The sequence below is a fragment of the Alcanivorax sp. genome (assembly GCF_017794965.1).
GTDB lineage: Bacteria > Pseudomonadota > Gammaproteobacteria > Pseudomonadales > Alcanivoracaceae > Alcanivorax.
Genome location: NZ_CP051240.1, coordinates 1,016,723 through 1,030,910, shown reverse-complemented (window position 1 = coordinate 1,030,910; position 14,188 = coordinate 1,016,723). Strand labels below are relative to the sequence as shown.

The 14,188-nt window shown below is 56.4% G+C and carries 20 protein-coding genes and 1 tRNA gene; 2 read left to right on the top strand and 19 right to left on the bottom strand.

The window, feature by feature from the left end:
• Nucleotides 1-5: 5 nt before the first annotated feature.
• Entirely contained in the window at nucleotides 6-413 is a 408-nt protein-coding gene (locus tag HF945_RS04600) for a hypothetical protein (protein WP_290524577.1), read from the bottom strand.
• A 435-nt stretch (nucleotides 414-848) separates the two neighbouring features.
• Nucleotides 849-1,280, bottom strand: a complete 432-nt coding sequence (locus HF945_RS17360; protein ID WP_366492599.1) for a type II toxin-antitoxin system PemK/MazF family toxin — start codon at nucleotides 1,278-1,280, stop codon at nucleotides 849-851.
• A 465-nt stretch (nucleotides 1,281-1,745) separates the two neighbouring features.
• On the opposite strand from HF945_RS17360, the gene HF945_RS04595 reads away from it, so the two are divergent.
• On the top strand, nucleotides 1,746-2,297 hold the full coding sequence (locus HF945_RS04595) for a hypothetical protein (RefSeq protein WP_290524576.1): 552 nt from the start codon (nucleotides 1,746-1,748) through the stop codon (nucleotides 2,295-2,297).
• A gap of 9 nt (nucleotides 2,298-2,306) precedes the next feature.
• Complete coding sequence (locus tag HF945_RS04590; protein ID WP_290524575.1) at nucleotides 2,307-2,567, top strand: hypothetical protein; 261 nt, start codon at nucleotides 2,307-2,309, stop codon at nucleotides 2,565-2,567.
• Here the strand turns inward: HF945_RS04590 and HF945_RS04585 are convergent.
• The 17 genes from HF945_RS04585 to HF945_RS04510 form a co-directional block, all read right to left on the bottom strand.
• Nucleotides 2,554-5,283: a hypothetical protein gene (locus tag HF945_RS04585; protein WP_290524574.1), complete on the bottom strand. Its 2,730-nt coding sequence runs from the start codon at nucleotides 5,281-5,283 to the stop codon at nucleotides 2,554-2,556. The two genes, HF945_RS04590 and HF945_RS04585, sit on opposite strands and share 14 nt — an antisense overlap.
• A gap of 74 nt (nucleotides 5,284-5,357) precedes the next feature.
• The gene (locus HF945_RS04580) at nucleotides 5,358-5,567 is read right to left on the bottom strand and encodes a hypothetical protein (RefSeq protein WP_290524573.1); all 210 of its coding nucleotides are present in this window, start codon (nucleotides 5,565-5,567) and stop codon (nucleotides 5,358-5,360) included.
• A gap of 120 nt (nucleotides 5,568-5,687) precedes the next feature.
• The gene (locus tag HF945_RS04575) at nucleotides 5,688-5,924 is read right to left on the bottom strand and encodes a hypothetical protein (protein WP_290524572.1); all 237 of its coding nucleotides are present in this window, start codon (nucleotides 5,922-5,924) and stop codon (nucleotides 5,688-5,690) included.
• On the bottom strand, nucleotides 5,917-6,213 hold the full coding sequence (locus tag HF945_RS04570) for a hypothetical protein (RefSeq protein ID WP_290524571.1): 297 nt from the start codon (nucleotides 6,211-6,213) through the stop codon (nucleotides 5,917-5,919). Before HF945_RS04570 ends, HF945_RS04575 begins: the two co-directional genes overlap by 8 nt.
• The gene (locus HF945_RS04565) at nucleotides 6,213-7,760 is read right to left on the bottom strand and encodes a DUF3631 domain-containing protein (RefSeq protein ID WP_290524570.1); all 1,548 of its coding nucleotides are present in this window, start codon (nucleotides 7,758-7,760) and stop codon (nucleotides 6,213-6,215) included. Before HF945_RS04565 ends, HF945_RS04570 begins: the two co-directional genes overlap by 1 nt.
• The gene (locus HF945_RS04560; protein WP_290524569.1) at nucleotides 7,757-8,647 is read right to left on the bottom strand and encodes a toprim domain-containing protein; all 891 of its coding nucleotides are present in this window, start codon (nucleotides 8,645-8,647) and stop codon (nucleotides 7,757-7,759) included. The genes HF945_RS04565 and HF945_RS04560 overlap by 4 nt, the downstream gene beginning before the upstream one ends.
• Nucleotides 8,640-8,858, bottom strand: a complete 219-nt coding sequence (locus HF945_RS04555) for a hypothetical protein (RefSeq protein ID WP_290524568.1) — start codon at nucleotides 8,856-8,858, stop codon at nucleotides 8,640-8,642. The genes HF945_RS04560 and HF945_RS04555 overlap by 8 nt, the downstream gene beginning before the upstream one ends.
• Entirely contained in the window at nucleotides 8,855-9,205 is a 351-nt protein-coding gene (locus HF945_RS04550) for a hypothetical protein (protein ID WP_290524567.1), read from the bottom strand. Before HF945_RS04550 ends, HF945_RS04555 begins: the two co-directional genes overlap by 4 nt.
• On the bottom strand, nucleotides 9,198-9,467 hold the full coding sequence (locus HF945_RS04545; RefSeq protein WP_290524566.1) for a hypothetical protein: 270 nt from the start codon (nucleotides 9,465-9,467) through the stop codon (nucleotides 9,198-9,200). The genes HF945_RS04550 and HF945_RS04545 overlap by 8 nt, the downstream gene beginning before the upstream one ends.
• A complete protein-coding gene (locus HF945_RS04540; RefSeq protein WP_290524565.1) occupies nucleotides 9,464-9,769 on the bottom strand; it encodes a hypothetical protein in 306 nt (101 codons plus the stop codon). Before HF945_RS04540 ends, HF945_RS04545 begins: the two co-directional genes overlap by 4 nt.
• Nucleotides 9,766-9,921, bottom strand: a complete 156-nt coding sequence (locus HF945_RS04535; RefSeq protein ID WP_290524564.1) for a hypothetical protein — start codon at nucleotides 9,919-9,921, stop codon at nucleotides 9,766-9,768. The genes HF945_RS04540 and HF945_RS04535 overlap by 4 nt, the downstream gene beginning before the upstream one ends.
• A gap of 275 nt (nucleotides 9,922-10,196) precedes the next feature.
• Nucleotides 10,197-10,475, bottom strand: coding sequence for a hypothetical protein (locus HF945_RS04530; RefSeq protein ID WP_290524563.1), 279 nt, complete (start codon nucleotides 10,473-10,475; stop codon nucleotides 10,197-10,199).
• Complete coding sequence (locus tag HF945_RS17355) at nucleotides 10,472-10,756, bottom strand: AlpA family phage regulatory protein (protein ID WP_366492593.1); 285 nt, start codon at nucleotides 10,754-10,756, stop codon at nucleotides 10,472-10,474. The genes HF945_RS04530 and HF945_RS17355 overlap by 4 nt, the downstream gene beginning before the upstream one ends.
• A 93-nt stretch (nucleotides 10,757-10,849) precedes the next feature.
• Nucleotides 10,850-11,626, bottom strand: coding sequence for a hypothetical protein (locus HF945_RS04525; protein WP_290524562.1), 777 nt, complete (start codon nucleotides 11,624-11,626; stop codon nucleotides 10,850-10,852).
• A 101-nt stretch (nucleotides 11,627-11,727) separates the two neighbouring features.
• On the bottom strand, nucleotides 11,728-12,951 hold the full coding sequence (locus tag HF945_RS04520; protein WP_290524561.1) for an integrase arm-type DNA-binding domain-containing protein: 1,224 nt from the start codon (nucleotides 12,949-12,951) through the stop codon (nucleotides 11,728-11,730).
• A gap of 181 nt (nucleotides 12,952-13,132) precedes the next feature.
• Nucleotides 13,133-13,209 (bottom strand) — tRNA-Val (locus HF945_RS04515).
• Between the two features lie 85 nt (nucleotides 13,210-13,294).
• Nucleotides 13,295-13,993, bottom strand: a complete 699-nt coding sequence (locus tag HF945_RS04510; protein ID WP_290524560.1) for a GntR family transcriptional regulator — start codon at nucleotides 13,991-13,993, stop codon at nucleotides 13,295-13,297.
• Nucleotides 13,994-14,188: the final 195 nt, after the last annotated feature.

Sequence of the window (14,188 nt, the reverse complement as noted above, 5' to 3'; positions counted from 1 at the left end):
TGGCCTCACTTTACCTTCTTGCATTTATACCTCTGGCTGGCTGAAACCTTCTCTCCCTTAGGCACACCAGTAAAATCGTAGTAACTAGCATCACCATTTGGCTGAAGAACCAGAGAGTATGGCGCCCCACCATCCCCATCCGACCCAAAGTCCCAGCGCATTTGAAACCCTTGGACAGAATAAACAGCAGGATTGGTAACTCCAGCTGCAATTACATCACCATTGAAATAGCCCTTCTCATATACAAGAGCCCTTACCAACACAGGAGCTGGATAATCAATCGGATCCTTACAGTGCCACTCGTCAACCAACTCCCCTCGATCCAGTAGCTTGCCTATAGCGGCACTACAGACGCTACTTAGCCCAACACCCAGCAAAGCAACCACTGCAATCAACGGCCAATGCAATTTCATCCCACATCCCTCTACAAACTCTGAAACAGACCCTTAAAATCTTCTCAAATTGAACCTTAATGGGGAATAGCGGTCGAACTCTGGTAGGAGCACTACGTCTGCGAGGAATGAAGGGTTCGCTAGCGAAAATGTTGCTGCGCTCGACCGCGACAGGTCTATTCAGAATAGGCTAGCTGTTCTAGAGCAAAACAGCAGATACAAAAAAGCCCGCGCTAGGCGGGCTTTTTAATGTTAGGTGACAGGGCCCCAATGGAATTGGGGCCAATCGCGGCTTTGGCCAAGCTTGTCATCGCCGGTGGCCAAGCCGGCTGCACGGGACGGACCTTAGTGCAGTCTCGCATGCCCGATGCCTAAGCAGAGCGGGAACGGTGGTGATACTAAGACCAGCCCAGACCGATTTCAACACCTTAAAGGCATTAGTCCGATAGGCGGTTTTTATAGGTGATGGCCAATATGGCCAATCTTGAGCCCATGCAGAACACAAGTGTACACGGATTTCATAGTATCCCGGCTCAACCGCTGCGTGAAATACACCCTTTTCCCAGTCAAAGGGTCTCTTTTCCCCAATCGGATACGGTCAAGCCTATGAAAACCTACAGTGTAGACCATGTCCCCCTTCAGCCAGGTGGTATCTTTCTGGAATTCCCCCAGCTGTGGGAGCATGCCTTTCTGCATCTCCATATGGTAATCCCGTGGCGGGTCAGGCTCCTGTGTGCTGAGGCAGGCCACTGTGACGAGCCCGGGACGTGTGTCGTATGAAGCCAAAACGAGCACAGGCCGTCTTTTTACAATCTCAGGCTCCTTGAAGCCCTCACTGAAGTCACATTTTAGAATTTGCCCAGGTCTTGGATGGATTGTAATCGGCAAAACAAAACTCCCTTACAGCACAGGACTCAACCCTGTTCTATTCCCTTTAAAAATAAATGGCCCCGCTTTGATTAAGCAGGGCCTAGGGCTTTTGCTACGTTGCTGTCTACTTGGCTACTCACAATCAGTAGCACCCTATTTTGCTGAGTCCGGTGTGGTTTATTGAGGCCTGCCCCGGCACGGCATCAAAGCATGTAACCCAAAGGGCGCAACTTCTAGCGTTAGCTTGTGGGGATTCTCCGCAACAGTGACCGAGGGGCTCTGGTAGCCTTTTGGCAGCTAATACGCTGCACTCTCATCCTCAGCAGACACCCCCCGGACATTCAAACATATGTTCAAGATGCACCTCCTTAATGCGCAAAACGCACATTTGATTTTGCACTGATATATGCTCGCAGCTTCATAAAGCTACCGCGTTCAGAGACAATAGTCACGCCACGGATTGGGTATTCAGGGGAAGAAGTGATGGATTCTAAAAACTTGAGCAAACTGGCTATTGCTATCAGCTCAGTCTCGATACTGCTTATTTTCTATATCTTGAGCAACGCACCAGAAAAGCAACCGGACTTGGGCAAAAAGCTGGAAGCTGTAAAGCTCGAGATGCAGAAGTTGCAGTATGAATATGAGCACCTTTCTCAAGAATTAGCAGAGCTTGACGCCAGCACGAGAGATGTTCGCGTCAATTACGCTATCCAAAAATATGATGAAACCGTTGATTTCACGACCCCGAATGTTCAAGACATTGATGAAGGGTTCATGTTGGTCGATGCCGAGCAAGAGGAGCACCTCACAGGCATCAAGTTTAAAGGCAGAATCATTAATGCCCAGTCTATCGCCCATAACAGCGCGGAGTTTCGACTGACTGTGAACGGCTCATCCAGAGAATTTAGCATTAACCGGATTTCTCCGGGGAACAGCACATCATTCTCTGTATATGTCCCTGACCTCAAAGCGAGCGAGGCTCGATGGGCAAAAATCAAATACATCGGCTCGAGTGTCCATTACCGAGTACGGTAGACTGCCATAATGGAAATCTCCCCCTACCTCTGGCTCGCAGGCTTTCTCACCATGCTGATGGTGCTGATTTTTATTGCCTGGATACTGGCCCAGCTCGTCCTGTCGAAGGCCGAGCCGGGCACTGATGAGCACAAGATAGTGAAGTGGTGGGCGGATATGCTGTCCTGGCCCGTGGCCATCGTGGGCTACATCTTCATGCCGCTGATTGGCGGGATCTTCCTTGTCCTAGCTGTCAGCAAGCTAATGTGGCTCCCCCTCAGTTGGCTGTAGACGATCTGGCACCAGCCGACCCGGTACCGGCCATCCCTGTACCAATCGCCCTGGAGAAGTTCACCTCCGGCATGTAGCGCAACACAGGAGCATGAATGGCCTCCTGCCCTTCCCTCGCCATCCGGCGGTCTGCTCCTGACTTCCTCAGCCCATCCACTACATCAGCCACGAAACCACCTACCAGAGGGTGCTTGGCGGAGATCCCAAGCCTTCCGGCCATTTGAGTAATAGTGTCAGTTAGCTTGTCGATGGCAGGCCCGGAGGGCACATAGTCGCGGCTATCCCGCTGGGTGCGACGCATGAGCTTCATAAGCTGGTCCAGCTGGTTCATGCTCGATGGCCCATACAGACGCATTGCCCAGGCCCTGCCATCACCCTGATACATCTGGTCCCAGCGCTTGAGTACCTGCCCAGTATTCCTCAGGCGGCCGGCATCGTCGTAGAACAATCTCAGCAGTCCAGCCTCCTGAAGTGCTGACCACGCAGGAGAATCCACGCCTACAGCTTTATGCAGCCGCCCCAGCACCGCCATGGCGTCCTTGGTCTGCCCCATCTTCGAGGAACCCGCCATGTAATTGATGACAGCCACCGGTGACAGGTCATCGTGAATGATGTCGTTCACCACCTTCCCCGCCCGGTCGGAGATCTTCCGGCCATCTGCAAAGGTGTCATTTTTGCCGAACTTAGCCATGTGCTCACGGTTGGCGGCCCTTGCGCCCTTGAGGGATTCCATAGCGGCTTCATCGCCGGCATACATAGCCTGGTCCAGCATGTCATCCGCCCAGGTATCAAACTCCCGAAGGATGCTGGCCGCTGCCGCCCGGTCGCTACTCTTTGCGCCACGCCACTGCCCTTGCAGGTACCGGCGCATTTGCTCGTATTGCTGGATGGGCACATCACCACCCCGGAGGGTTTCCACGGCGCCCAGCATCTCCGTGGTGGCTGGGTAGTTTTCTTTCATCAGGTCACGGCCAGGCAGCTTATGGCTTCCAGACTCAAGCGCCTGATTCAAACGCCCAGGCAGGCTCTCCACACCCGCAGCCCGGAATTGCCCCTGTTGCCGGCCAGCAATGTCATAAGCCTCGTTCACCTTGGCCTTGGAGACGTCATAGGCATCGCGCAACCCTTGCCGCACTTGAGTACCGGCATCGCCTACGTTATCTAGTCCCTGCCCGGTGATTTCTTCCCGGATGGTGCGGGCACGCTCTGCCAGTGCCGTCTCGTTATCCTTCTGGATTACCCGCAACTCGTCCTGAGGCTGACCGCCATACCCGCCCCGGCTCACCTTATCCAGTTCAGCGAAGTCAGAAGGCTGACCAGTCACATGCGGTCGCAGTGGAGTAAAGCCCGGGATCTGCTCACGGAAAGCTTGGGACACGGCACTCTGAAACGCCTCTTCAGGAGTGGTCGCAGATTGCGCTTGTTGGTGCACCCGGGCCCAGAAATCGGGGGTGGCATTTTCAAACATGGCTCGATAGTCGCCGGCATTCTGCATGACTAGCTCTTTGGTGGCTGCAACTGCCTGCTCCCCACCCGTTGTCATGCGTTTGAACAACTGCCCGACCGCATGGGCACCACGCTGCAAGCCAGCCCCGGCCAACTCGCCAATCGGATTAAGCACAGTACCGGCAGCGCCTGCTACCAGAGCATTTCTGGCCATCTGTTCGCCAGGGATGTCAGCACCAACCGTATTGGCCCCTGCATCTGATGCCAGAGATTGGGTGGCAGCTCCACCACCAGCCATACCTGCACGCCCCACAGCACCCGCCTGAGCGATTTTCTGCCCTACCCATGGCACAGCCCTTGCTGCCTTACCCGCACCAGCGTAAGCGCCAATCTGGGCGGCTGTGGTAGCCGCATCGCTCATGCTCCAGCCGGCCTTGTTCAGGTATCCAATCTTTTCTGTCCCATCATTAGGATCCTTGTAAACCAGTGCCGCATTCCCAAACGGGTCCTGAGCCCACCGGTGCTCGATCCCTGCTGACTGAAGCTGCTCGGACCAAATGTTCTTCTTGGCCTCATCATCAAAGGTCAACAGGGTGCCCGCGGACACCTTGAAGTTCTCTGAAGGATGGTCGTCCCATGGGTCGCCAAACACTTGGTCTGCATCGATTTCCTCAATGCCTGGAACAGTCCGGTCATTGCCGGTAACGAAGTTCACGAACCCGCCTTTATCCGGGCTTGCCTGGATACGCTCTACAGCCTGGCGCTGGCTGTCGGTCAGCGGGAGACCATCACCAGTGGTTTGCAGCTCTGCACGGAGGCGCCGCACCTCAGCAGCCAAGGTCCGAGCGCCTTCTACATCCCCTGCTGCATCGGCTTTCACAAGTGCGTTTTCCGCTTGTTTCAATCTCTGCAGCCCCCCCTGACCGGCACCAGCGCCGTCTGCCTCAGGATAGGCTGGCCTTGCCTTGGAGAGGTCAAAACCGCCACTCTGGCCGCTGAAGTCCTGCTCTGTAGCAATGCCGGCCGCGATAGCTTTCTGCTTGATGGCTTCCTTGGACGTCCCTACCGGGACACCCTCAATCAGTCGCCCATTAGGCAGCTCCACATTCATGGTCTGATTGCCCTCCTGCGCAACCGGCCGGGCGGTGGACAGGTCGAACTTACCCGGCTGTTTCTGCTCGGCTTTCTGGATCGCTGCCTTAATCGTTTCCTGGCTAGTTCCGTCAGGGAATTCGAGGACTCCCAAAGTCGGGTGCTCTACCTCAATCATGCTGTTGCTCCTGTAGATTTGTTCTCGCGCGTAATGACTGTCAGAAAATCTTCAGGTCCGCGCATACGTGTGCGTTACTGCTCCGAAAATTCGGTCACCGGGGACCGCATCTGTGGTGCCATTTTCTGCAGTTCTTCGAAGGCTTGCTCACCAGTCACCCCCTCCGCTTTCAGCTGAAGCAGACGGGTTTTCATGTTGCCGCGGGCATGGATTTCATAGATCTGGGCATGAGCATGCGCCAGCTGGTTAACGAAGCGTTTCTCGGACTTGGTGAGGTTGCTCACAGGGCTGTCTCCGGTGAATGTTCTTGGATTCACTATCACCCCGGGGTGGTTAGGGGTCACCAGAGAAGTTATGTGTTCTTCTGCGAGTTTCTGCGGGTGTGTTCGGTAAAGAACGGGGCCTCAGACCCCGTCATCCTCACTCAGGTATTCGATGATGTCTTCCAGGCGGTAGTACCTCCTGTTGCCGTGACGCTTCCACGGGATCGGTGATAGCCCGTCAGCCGCTTTCTGGCGGAAGTATTCAGGGGTGTACATGAGAAGTTTGGCTGCCGCCTTCTCTGAAACCCGGCCGCCCAGGCAGGGAGTTTCCCCCATTTCCGCCAGTTCCTTGAGGACTGCTTCTCGGACGTCATTCACTTCGACTCTCCCTCACCGGATGCACTTCAGCATCGCCCCAACGAAAGCGGGCATGGTCCAGCGCGGTGGCGTAGGTGATGGGTGCCCCGACCATCGTTCCAATCGGTTTGCCACCCCGGTAGATCCGCCAGCACCGGTACAGCCTGGCTTCATCCATGAGCTCAGTCCGGTGCTCCTTAATCCACCGCCGCAGATCCGGTGTGAGCCTTCCAGATGGGGCAACCATCAGCCGGTCACCCACAACCTGAACCGTCAGCCCTTGGTCTGTCAGGTAGTCGATAGCAGCCATCAGAAGGCCTCCCATTCGCTTTCCTGCTCCTCAGGGGGAGTTCCAAGCGTCACACCGTCACACTCCGCGTCACCACTGGGTTTCAGCGTTTTTTTATCCGTCACACCTTCACCCTGTGTGACGCTTGGAAAATCGCCAGACCCCGCGTCTTTACTGGGTTGTGACGGTGTGACGCTTACAGAAGGGGGGCTACTGGGAAGGTATCGATTGAAGGCATCCGTGAACTGGTCGCGTCGGTAACCTTTGGCCGTCCGATAGCCAATCCGAATAGTTCCGGACTTGATGCTGTACTCACCAAGGCGCTTACCGAGCTGCCTCAAGGTCATTGGCTTGCCTTTGTTCCAGGTGTACCAAGGGGCCTCTTCATCGGCATGCAGGCCATTCAGCAGATCTGCACTGAATAGCTTGTCAGCCTTCTCGGTTTCAAAGACCACCTTGATGTCACACAGGAGCTCTACCCCAATGGAATGGGACTCCTCTTCCACACCATGGAGCGCAATAGCCGCATGTCTGGTTTTGTCCGGCCAGTCACCACCAGCAATAGTTGCTATCTGCTGTAGCGGCTCCCATGCATCCTGGGCACGGTCGTTAAGGCCATCGATGTCTGCAGGACGCGACAGGAAAACACGCTGCTCGTTATCCATGCTCCAGCGGGCCATCCGACGCCGCAGGTTATCCCATGACTCTGGGTCGCTATGTCGTAGGCGCTGAGACTTCTCCCCTGGGTTCTTCCGACGCAAGCGGAGAGGAATCGCCCGGTCCATGATGGTGTCAGCCAGCTTGCCGATACCGCACAACACCTTTGGAGCAAACACCGTAAAGCGGGTCGGCTCGTGGTCATCGCCAGCACAGCGAATCACATGGGCAGAATCCCGGTTGAATCCACAGTTGATGATGCCGCGCAGATCCTCGTTGTCTCCCATGAAACTGTCCGCCTCATCCACCAGCAGGCATGGCTGCCACTTCTCCACCGAGCGGAACAGGGCCGAGCTTGAGATGCTGGAGACCGGCAAGGGCCGGGACACCGTTCTCTGCAGGCAGGACAGCAGCACCGTTTTCCCACAACGCTTCTCAGGGGCGCTGATATGCGCGATTGGGGAGATAGCAGCACTGTCATGGCACCAGGTGAACAAAGCCCACAGAGAAGCAGCACGGAGCGTTTCACGCTCGGCCACCACGAACAGGGAAAACTGCTCTTCCAGATCCTCCAGCAACTGGGCGCCGTCGACTTGCTCCGGCCATGGATCGACCTCAGGGAAGATGTCGCCTTCCTCAGAATCACCATCGCCTTTTACCGCGGTGAGCTTGTCGAACTCAGTCATCGGCACAGTGCCGGCCCGCTTCACCTCCAGGCGAATACGCACGAATTGGGCCGGGACGTCCCTGAGGGCCTTCAAGGCTTCCAATACTGCCGGCTCAAACATGGCGCCCGGGTCATCCTTCACCATGCTCAGGGCATGCTCTACTGCCGCCTGCTGCTCGGATGTCAGCGGGCTGTGGGATTCCACATTCCCGGATGGGGTCAGGGTTTGCGCGGTCTCGCTCATAGCTTTCCCTCCAGCTCCAGCAGGTAGTGGTCGTTGTAGTCGGTCCCCTTCTCCCCTTCCGGAAAGTCAGGAACCATCCACTCGCCACCCACTGCCCTAGCTGCATCAATGGCTGCAGCCTTGCCGGGGTTTCCATCGGTGAACCGGTCGTTGTCGCCAGCAATCACCAGGTACCGGTCTGGATACCGAGCCCGCATGGCCTTGGCGACATGCGTCAGGTTCCCGGCATTCATCGCACACACCACCAAACGGCCTGTGAGCTTGTTGATGGTCGCCCCGGTGGCCCAGCCCTCGCAGATGTAGAGCGGCCCCTTCTCGCCCTCGATAGGGCTCCAGCAGCCCGATACCCGGCCCCCCGGGTAAAAGCGCTTGGAGCCATCAGGGAAGATGCGCTGCAGGTTCACCATTCGGTGGCCATCAGTCAGAGGAGCAAGCAGCACCTCACCATGCTGCCGGAGCTGCATAGGCGGCATCTGCTTGTTCTGGAGATAGGGGTGCATGGGATCGGCAGGCTTTGCCCATTCCCAGAGCTTGCGGACCTTCTCGGCCGCTTCGTCCTGGGCTTCCTGCCGCTTGCGGGCAGCCTTGGCCTGTTGCTCCCGGAAGTGCCGCTGAATCTCGGCCTGCTCCCGGGCAGTCAGTCTATTTCGGTCTACTTTAGACCACGTCTCTTTCTGGCCGGTCTTCCAGTTCCCGAAGCTGCCAGCAGGGACACCATCCAGATGCATGATGTACCAGCCTGAGCGCTTACTCCGCTTGTCACCCTCAACCCTGAACCGGTGAGGCTCCCCATCAGGGACAATGTGGTCAGGGGCGCTACCCAGCACCGCCAGTATCTCGGAACGGAAGTCAGCAACGGCATCGCTGTAGGAGTATTGGCTATCCATGTCGACGTACCCCCTGCATGGCATCCAACTCTTTACCGGCTGCATCACGCTGCTCTTCGGAAATTACGTCTTGCTCCCACAGGGCCATCAGCACCCCGCGGGCATAACCGCTTGCCCAGTTCTCGGTGGGCCGGCCTATCAGCTGCTGCAGAGTGTCCCGGGCAGAACGGAAGGCGTAGCTGGCTTGTGATACTTGGTCGAGGATGTTCATGCTGCCACCCCCTTACGGTCCGCCTGCAGCCGATACTCAGCGCCCAGGCCCACATTCTTGAGGCAATGAACCACGTCACTCACCTCACGGATGAACCAGCCCAAGGCCTGTATCTCGTCAGCATCCATGGGCAGCTCACTGGTGGCACTGGCGGCCATCAGCTTGCCGACCACTCGCATACCAAGCTCTAGGGCATCGCCTGTTTCTTCACTGGCCTGGGCGATGCGACGTAGCTGCTCAGATTGCTCACTGGTGAGGGTGAGTTTTCCACCATCAGGACTGTATATCGGTGCAATGCCATCCAGATCCTTCAGGAGCTCGCCAAATGATGGGATACGCTTATCCATGACGCTTCTCCTGCAACGGGACCCGGACCGCAACGATGGCGTCTTGCTTGAAGAATTCGCCCTGCTCCTGCAGCTTTTCGGCAATGATGGAGACAGCACAGGCCAGCCCTTCATAAGCGCCCAGATCCAGAAACGGCTGCATGCCCTCGCAGCTTTCCCGGACACCGTTTTCCTGTATCAACTCGGAGATGGTGCGAAGGGCGGTTGCTGAACCAATGAGGCTCTCGCCTTCAATTTCGGCACGTGTGGTTGGGACGTTCATGATTTGCCCCCCTTGCCTACCAGCTTGGCCTTGGCATCGTGATATGCCGGGGACATAAACCAATCCTCAGCATCGCCACAGATGTCCGGACTGCCCAAGACGTGAGTCAGCCCCAAATCAGCCAGCCAACCAATGCGCTCAGCCAGCGTGGAATACATGTAGGCATAGCCACGGGCAGCATCTTCAGGATTGCAGTTGAGATCCACCAACCCAGAATTCAGGGCATTGGCCATAGTGCCGATTTCATCGAGGATATTGCGCAGCACCTCGACCAGTTCTGCGGGGTTATTGTGCTGATTCATGCTGCACCCCCTTCCAGGCGGCGAGCCTTGGCGGAGTGGTGTCGGTACCGCTTGAGGCGGGTGGCAAGACTGGAATCTGATTTGAGGGCCGAAATGGCCATTTTGCGGTGGGCGCGTGCGCGGGTTGCGGACGCAATACGGACGTGATTCATGCTTGTAGCTCCTTGGATTGTGGAGCCACCAACATCTCTCGCCAAAAAGATGGAGGTGACTGTGCGCAGGTTGGCGAACCGGCATCCAAGGGCACCGGCAGGCCCGAAGGCCTCCCACGCACAGCCACCATAACTCTGTATAGCGGGCACAAAAAAAGCGCCTGCTACAGGGTGGGCGCTTGTGCGCCTTGGATAGTTCGAGTCGCCAAACTCGGCCGCAGATTTTGCTGCGACAGACGCACAATAACCCTGAGTCTGAATTGCTGCAAGCCCACTCATCTTACCACCCCCGCCAGCAGCTGCTTTGCCAAGGGGATGGATTTTGACTCTAGGCTGTAGATGCCTGGGCGGATTTTCTTGCCATCATCATCCAGCTTCTCCCTCCGCTCACAGGGAATATCGAGCCCCCTTTCTCGGAGAGCCCCGACCACTGCCGGGCCGTTGGAGGCCTTGGCAATCCGGTCTGCCTGCTCACGGGTCACCTCTCCGCCCAACAAAGCCTTGAGGAGTCGCTGCTGTCGAGGGCAAAGCGGCGTCAATCGCTTCTCGCTCATGCCGACACCTCACCGCTTTTCTGCAGGTACTCCCGTATATCTTCCACTCGCCAGACGGTGATACCGCCGGAGAGCTTCACGCCTGCCGGAAAGCGTCCTTCTTTGACGCCTCTCCACCAGGTAGTGCGGCTAACGGGAATGATTGGGGGAATGCCCGCACGGGGCTGTACAGGGCGTTTCCCTGCTTTGCGGTTTTGAGCTGCTTGCTCTTCAGTTATGGGAGACTGCCCCACAATCTGGGGCAATCGAAGGTAGCCGGTTTCTGGAAGGTTGGTGTGCATTGGTAGCGCCTCGTCTTTACTGGGACGCTCTAAAGGCTATGTCACACTTTTAGTAAATTCGCACACTTCGATTCCGTTTGTGTCTCCAGCGTTCTATTTGGAATTTTCCACTTTGCTTCGGATGGCTTTTATCTTTTCTCCAAGAGTCTTAGCTTTCGGCGGATTTGGTATTCCAATTGCGCTCATCTGTGCCTCAAGCTGCTGCCCAGAGGTAAATGGCTTTGGATCAAGAACGCCTGCATCAACGAGTAAAGCATCCATGGCAGCCACAAGAGCCTCAAGTGTTTTCCTTTCCTTTGGATGCAAAGCGCCATCGCTCTGAGGCGCTGCCTTATTGGTTTCATCAGCCAAATATGGGCCAACCTCTGCTTCAACCCTCTCCACGAGAACACTCGATGGGAAGCCCAGCCACTCGGTTGCAAAGTAGAGAAGCTCTGAAGTATCAAAATATGCACAGTCTTCAGCATATGGGATCGTTGTCGCAGGCATATAGGCCTCCGGAAAGTAGGAGTCCTTTAGAGATGGGGGTAGAGATAGACGCCCACTCAGATGGGGCTTTACCACCAGCTGAACCCAGTTTTTATCAAATGCAGACTTCCCAAACCAGCTTGTGATGTTTGAGTAAAGGAATAGGCCGCTTGCATACACCTTTGTGCTGCTTTGGTTCTCGAGATCCCCTATTCCATAAAGCTCAACGATGCCGTCCACATAGACATATGGCTCCACGCCTCTAACTTTCTTATTGCCATCTTCATCTTCGTAGTTCTGTGAAAGTCCATTTTGTTGAATGACTTTTGTGACGATGTCTCTTCTCAAAAAGAGCCTATCTCCATCATAGAAAACAGGCCCCTTATCAACGACTGCATCCATGTCATACCCCTATGACACCCCAATAAATCCGCCAGCCAGGCCAGTGGGGTTACTGGCCGTTCAGGAGCTACCCTAGGCTGGCGAAACTCGGTACCGGCGGCTCAAGCCTTCCGGATATTCACCACATTCTCTGATTTCGCTTCTTTCCTGAGCTGGTCCAGATAGTCAGCCCACTGCTGCATCATCTGGGCCCTGCCCTCGACATGTGCTGTCCGGTTGTAGGCCCGGCCGTTCGAATCCTTCACCTGGTGGGCCAGCTGGTGCTCAATCCAGTCCACCCGGCAGCCCAGCACCTCATCCAGAATTGTCCTAGCCATAGCTCTGAAGCCGTGAGCCGTCATGGTGTCGTTGTCATAACCCATGGTGCGGAGGGCCGTGCGGACCGTGTTCTCAGACATGCTGCGGCTGGCGCCCCGGGCACTGGGGAAGACATAGCGGCCACGGCCGGTCAGCAGATGAAGCTCCTCCAGAATGGCCATGGCCTGCCGGCTGAGGGGCACAACATGAGGCATACCCATCTTCATCTTCTCCGCAGGGATCTCCCATCGGGACTGGTCCCATTTGATTTCGGACCACTCCATACCCCGAATCTCCCCAGGGCGCTGGAACAGCAACGCTGATAGTTGAAGGGCAGCATTCACAACCGGCGTGCCCTGGAAGGCATCGATGGCCACCATCAGCTTCCCTACCTCAGCAGGGTCAGTGATAGCGGCATGATGTTTCTGGCGTCGAGGCACCATCGCGTTAGTCAGGCCAAGGGTTGGGTTTGCCTGTGCTCGCCCTGTAGCAATCGCATACTGGAAAACCAGCCCTGCCACCTGCTTGGCACGGTGAGCCATATAGTTGGAGCCACGGGCCTCAATTCTGCGCACGACCGCCAGCACCTCAGGAGCTTCAATGTCCTTGATTGGCCTGGAGCCGATATAGGGATAGAGGTTCTTTTCCAGCAGACGTTTTGTCCGGTCGGCATGGCCAGCAGACCACTTCGCATTGGTCTTCTCGAACCACTCTCGGCCAATCGCTTCAAAGCTCTCAGCCGCGGCAATGTGCCGAGTCAGTTTCTCCACCTTGCGAACTGCCCCCGGATCCACCCCCTTCTCCAGGGTGAGCCGTGCCTCATCTCGGGCACTCCGCGCATCTTTCAGGGAGACCGCGGGGAACACGCCAAGGGCCAACACCTTCTCTTTGCCGGCAAAGCGGTACTTATATCGCCAGTACTTTGAGCCGTTGGGCATCACTTGAAGGTAGAGCCCATGGCTGTCAGACAGCTTGAACTGTTTGGCTTTGGGCTTTGCCTGGCTGACGGCTGTGGATGTAAGGGGCATGAGTGCGCTCTCTCCCGGTGGGGGTATCAAGCAAGGGGTATCGGGATATACCCCCGGATATACCCCCCGTTTTGGGGGTATGCGGTGATATGAAATGAACCCGCATGAAACGCACTATAACCAAAAAAGCCCTGATTAACAGGGCTCTTGGGACGGCATGGGATGCCGTGATACTGGAATTTGGTACAACCGAGTGGATTCGAACCACCGACCCCCACCATGTCAAGGTGGTGCTCTAACCAACTGAGCTACGGTTGTATGGCTTTCAGTGCGTCGTAACGTCCTGAAGAGGGTGGCAATTCTATGCAGCTTGCCGGGTCAGGGCAACCCCCTGCCCCGGGCTTTATGACTTTTTCCGTCTGGAACCCCAGGCAGTCTCGATCTGACGGGCACGGGTGATGGATTCTTCCACCAGATCAGACTGGTGCTCGGCGAACTCGCGGATGATCTCCAGGGCCGAACGCACATCGCGACGGAAGATGGTTTCCACCAGCGCCTTGAAGAACGACAGGCATTCCTTCACCTCATCCCCTTCAAGATGCAGGGCCATGAAATACGCGCGCTGCATAGCCGGCTGCATGTTGATGAGGATGTCCTCCACAAACGGATTCCGTGCATACGGGTAGGCATGCTCCAGGAAACGAAAGCTGAGAACGAAGAAATCATCCAGATTACGGTCTTCCGCTGCGACCTGCAGACCGTGGACCAGCTCGATAAACGCATCCAGGTCTTCCTCGCGCACGACCTTGATGGCCTTGCGGATGACCAGCCCAAGCAGAATCTGCATCACCTCATAGAGGCTGCGCACATGGGACTCTGACATCTCTTTTACTACCGCACCGCGGCGCGGCAGTATATCGATCAGCTGGCGGCGCTGCAGAATCAGCAGTGCTTCGCGCACGGACCCCCGGCTGACTTCCAGCTCACCGGCAACCCGCAATTCCTGAATACGATCGCCGGCCAGCATGTCCCCACGGATGATCTGATCCGCCAGGTGCTGGGCGATCTGCTCGGAAAGGCTTTCCTTGGCTTTGAAACTCACCGAACCCCCGGGTGCTTGTTGAACAATTCTGAAATTATTGTCCGACTATAGTACAAGTGCTGTTGGGCACCAAGCCCCATTGACCGCAGACAACAAATTCCACCTTCCTGTTTGCCCGGCCTGCGGTTGGCTGGTTTTGCCAACCCGGTGGAAGATCCGCAAGCCGGTACTGGATTTCCCCCCGGGGCCACGCCA

Coding starts and splice junctions, on each gene's coding strand:
- HF945_RS04600 (WP_290524577.1), bottom strand. CDS start 413: ATGAAATTGCATTGGCCGTTGATTGCAGTGGTTGCTTTGCTGGGTGTT.
- HF945_RS04595 (WP_290524576.1), top strand. CDS start 1,746: ATGGATTCTAAAAACTTGAGCAAACTGGCTATTGCTATCAGCTCAGTC.
- HF945_RS04590 (WP_290524575.1), top strand. CDS start 2,307: ATGGAAATCTCCCCCTACCTCTGGCTCGCAGGCTTTCTCACCATGCTG.
- HF945_RS04585 (WP_290524574.1), bottom strand. CDS start 5,283: ATGATTGAGGTAGAGCACCCGACTTTGGGAGTCCTCGAATTCCCTGAC.
- HF945_RS04570 (WP_290524571.1), bottom strand. CDS start 6,213: ATGGCTGCTATCGACTACCTGACAGACCAAGGGCTGACGGTTCAGGTT.
- HF945_RS04565 (WP_290524570.1), bottom strand. CDS start 7,760: ATGAGCGAGACCGCGCAAACCCTGACCCCATCCGGGAATGTGGAATCC.
- HF945_RS04560 (WP_290524569.1), bottom strand. CDS start 8,647: ATGGATAGCCAATACTCCTACAGCGATGCCGTTGCTGACTTCCGTTCC.
- HF945_RS04555 (WP_290524568.1), bottom strand. CDS start 8,858: ATGAACATCCTCGACCAAGTATCACAAGCCAGCTACGCCTTCCGTTCT.
- HF945_RS04550 (WP_290524567.1), bottom strand. CDS start 9,205: ATGGATAAGCGTATCCCATCATTTGGCGAGCTCCTGAAGGATCTGGAT.
- HF945_RS04545 (WP_290524566.1), bottom strand. CDS start 9,467: ATGAACGTCCCAACCACACGTGCCGAAATTGAAGGCGAGAGCCTCATT.
- HF945_RS04540 (WP_290524565.1), bottom strand. CDS start 9,769: ATGAATCAGCACAATAACCCCGCAGAACTGGTCGAGGTGCTGCGCAAT.
- HF945_RS04535 (WP_290524564.1), bottom strand. CDS start 9,921: ATGAATCACGTCCGTATTGCGTCCGCAACCCGCGCACGCGCCCACCGC.
- HF945_RS04530 (WP_290524563.1), bottom strand. CDS start 10,475: ATGAGCGAGAAGCGATTGACGCCGCTTTGCCCTCGACAGCAGCGACTC.
- HF945_RS17355 (WP_366492593.1), bottom strand. CDS start 10,756: ATGCACACCAACCTTCCAGAAACCGGCTACCTTCGATTGCCCCAGATT.
- HF945_RS04525 (WP_290524562.1), bottom strand. CDS start 11,626: ATGGATGCAGTCGTTGATAAGGGGCCTGTTTTCTATGATGGAGATAGG.
- HF945_RS04520 (WP_290524561.1), bottom strand. CDS start 12,951: ATGCCCCTTACATCCACAGCCGTCAGCCAGGCAAAGCCCAAAGCCAAA.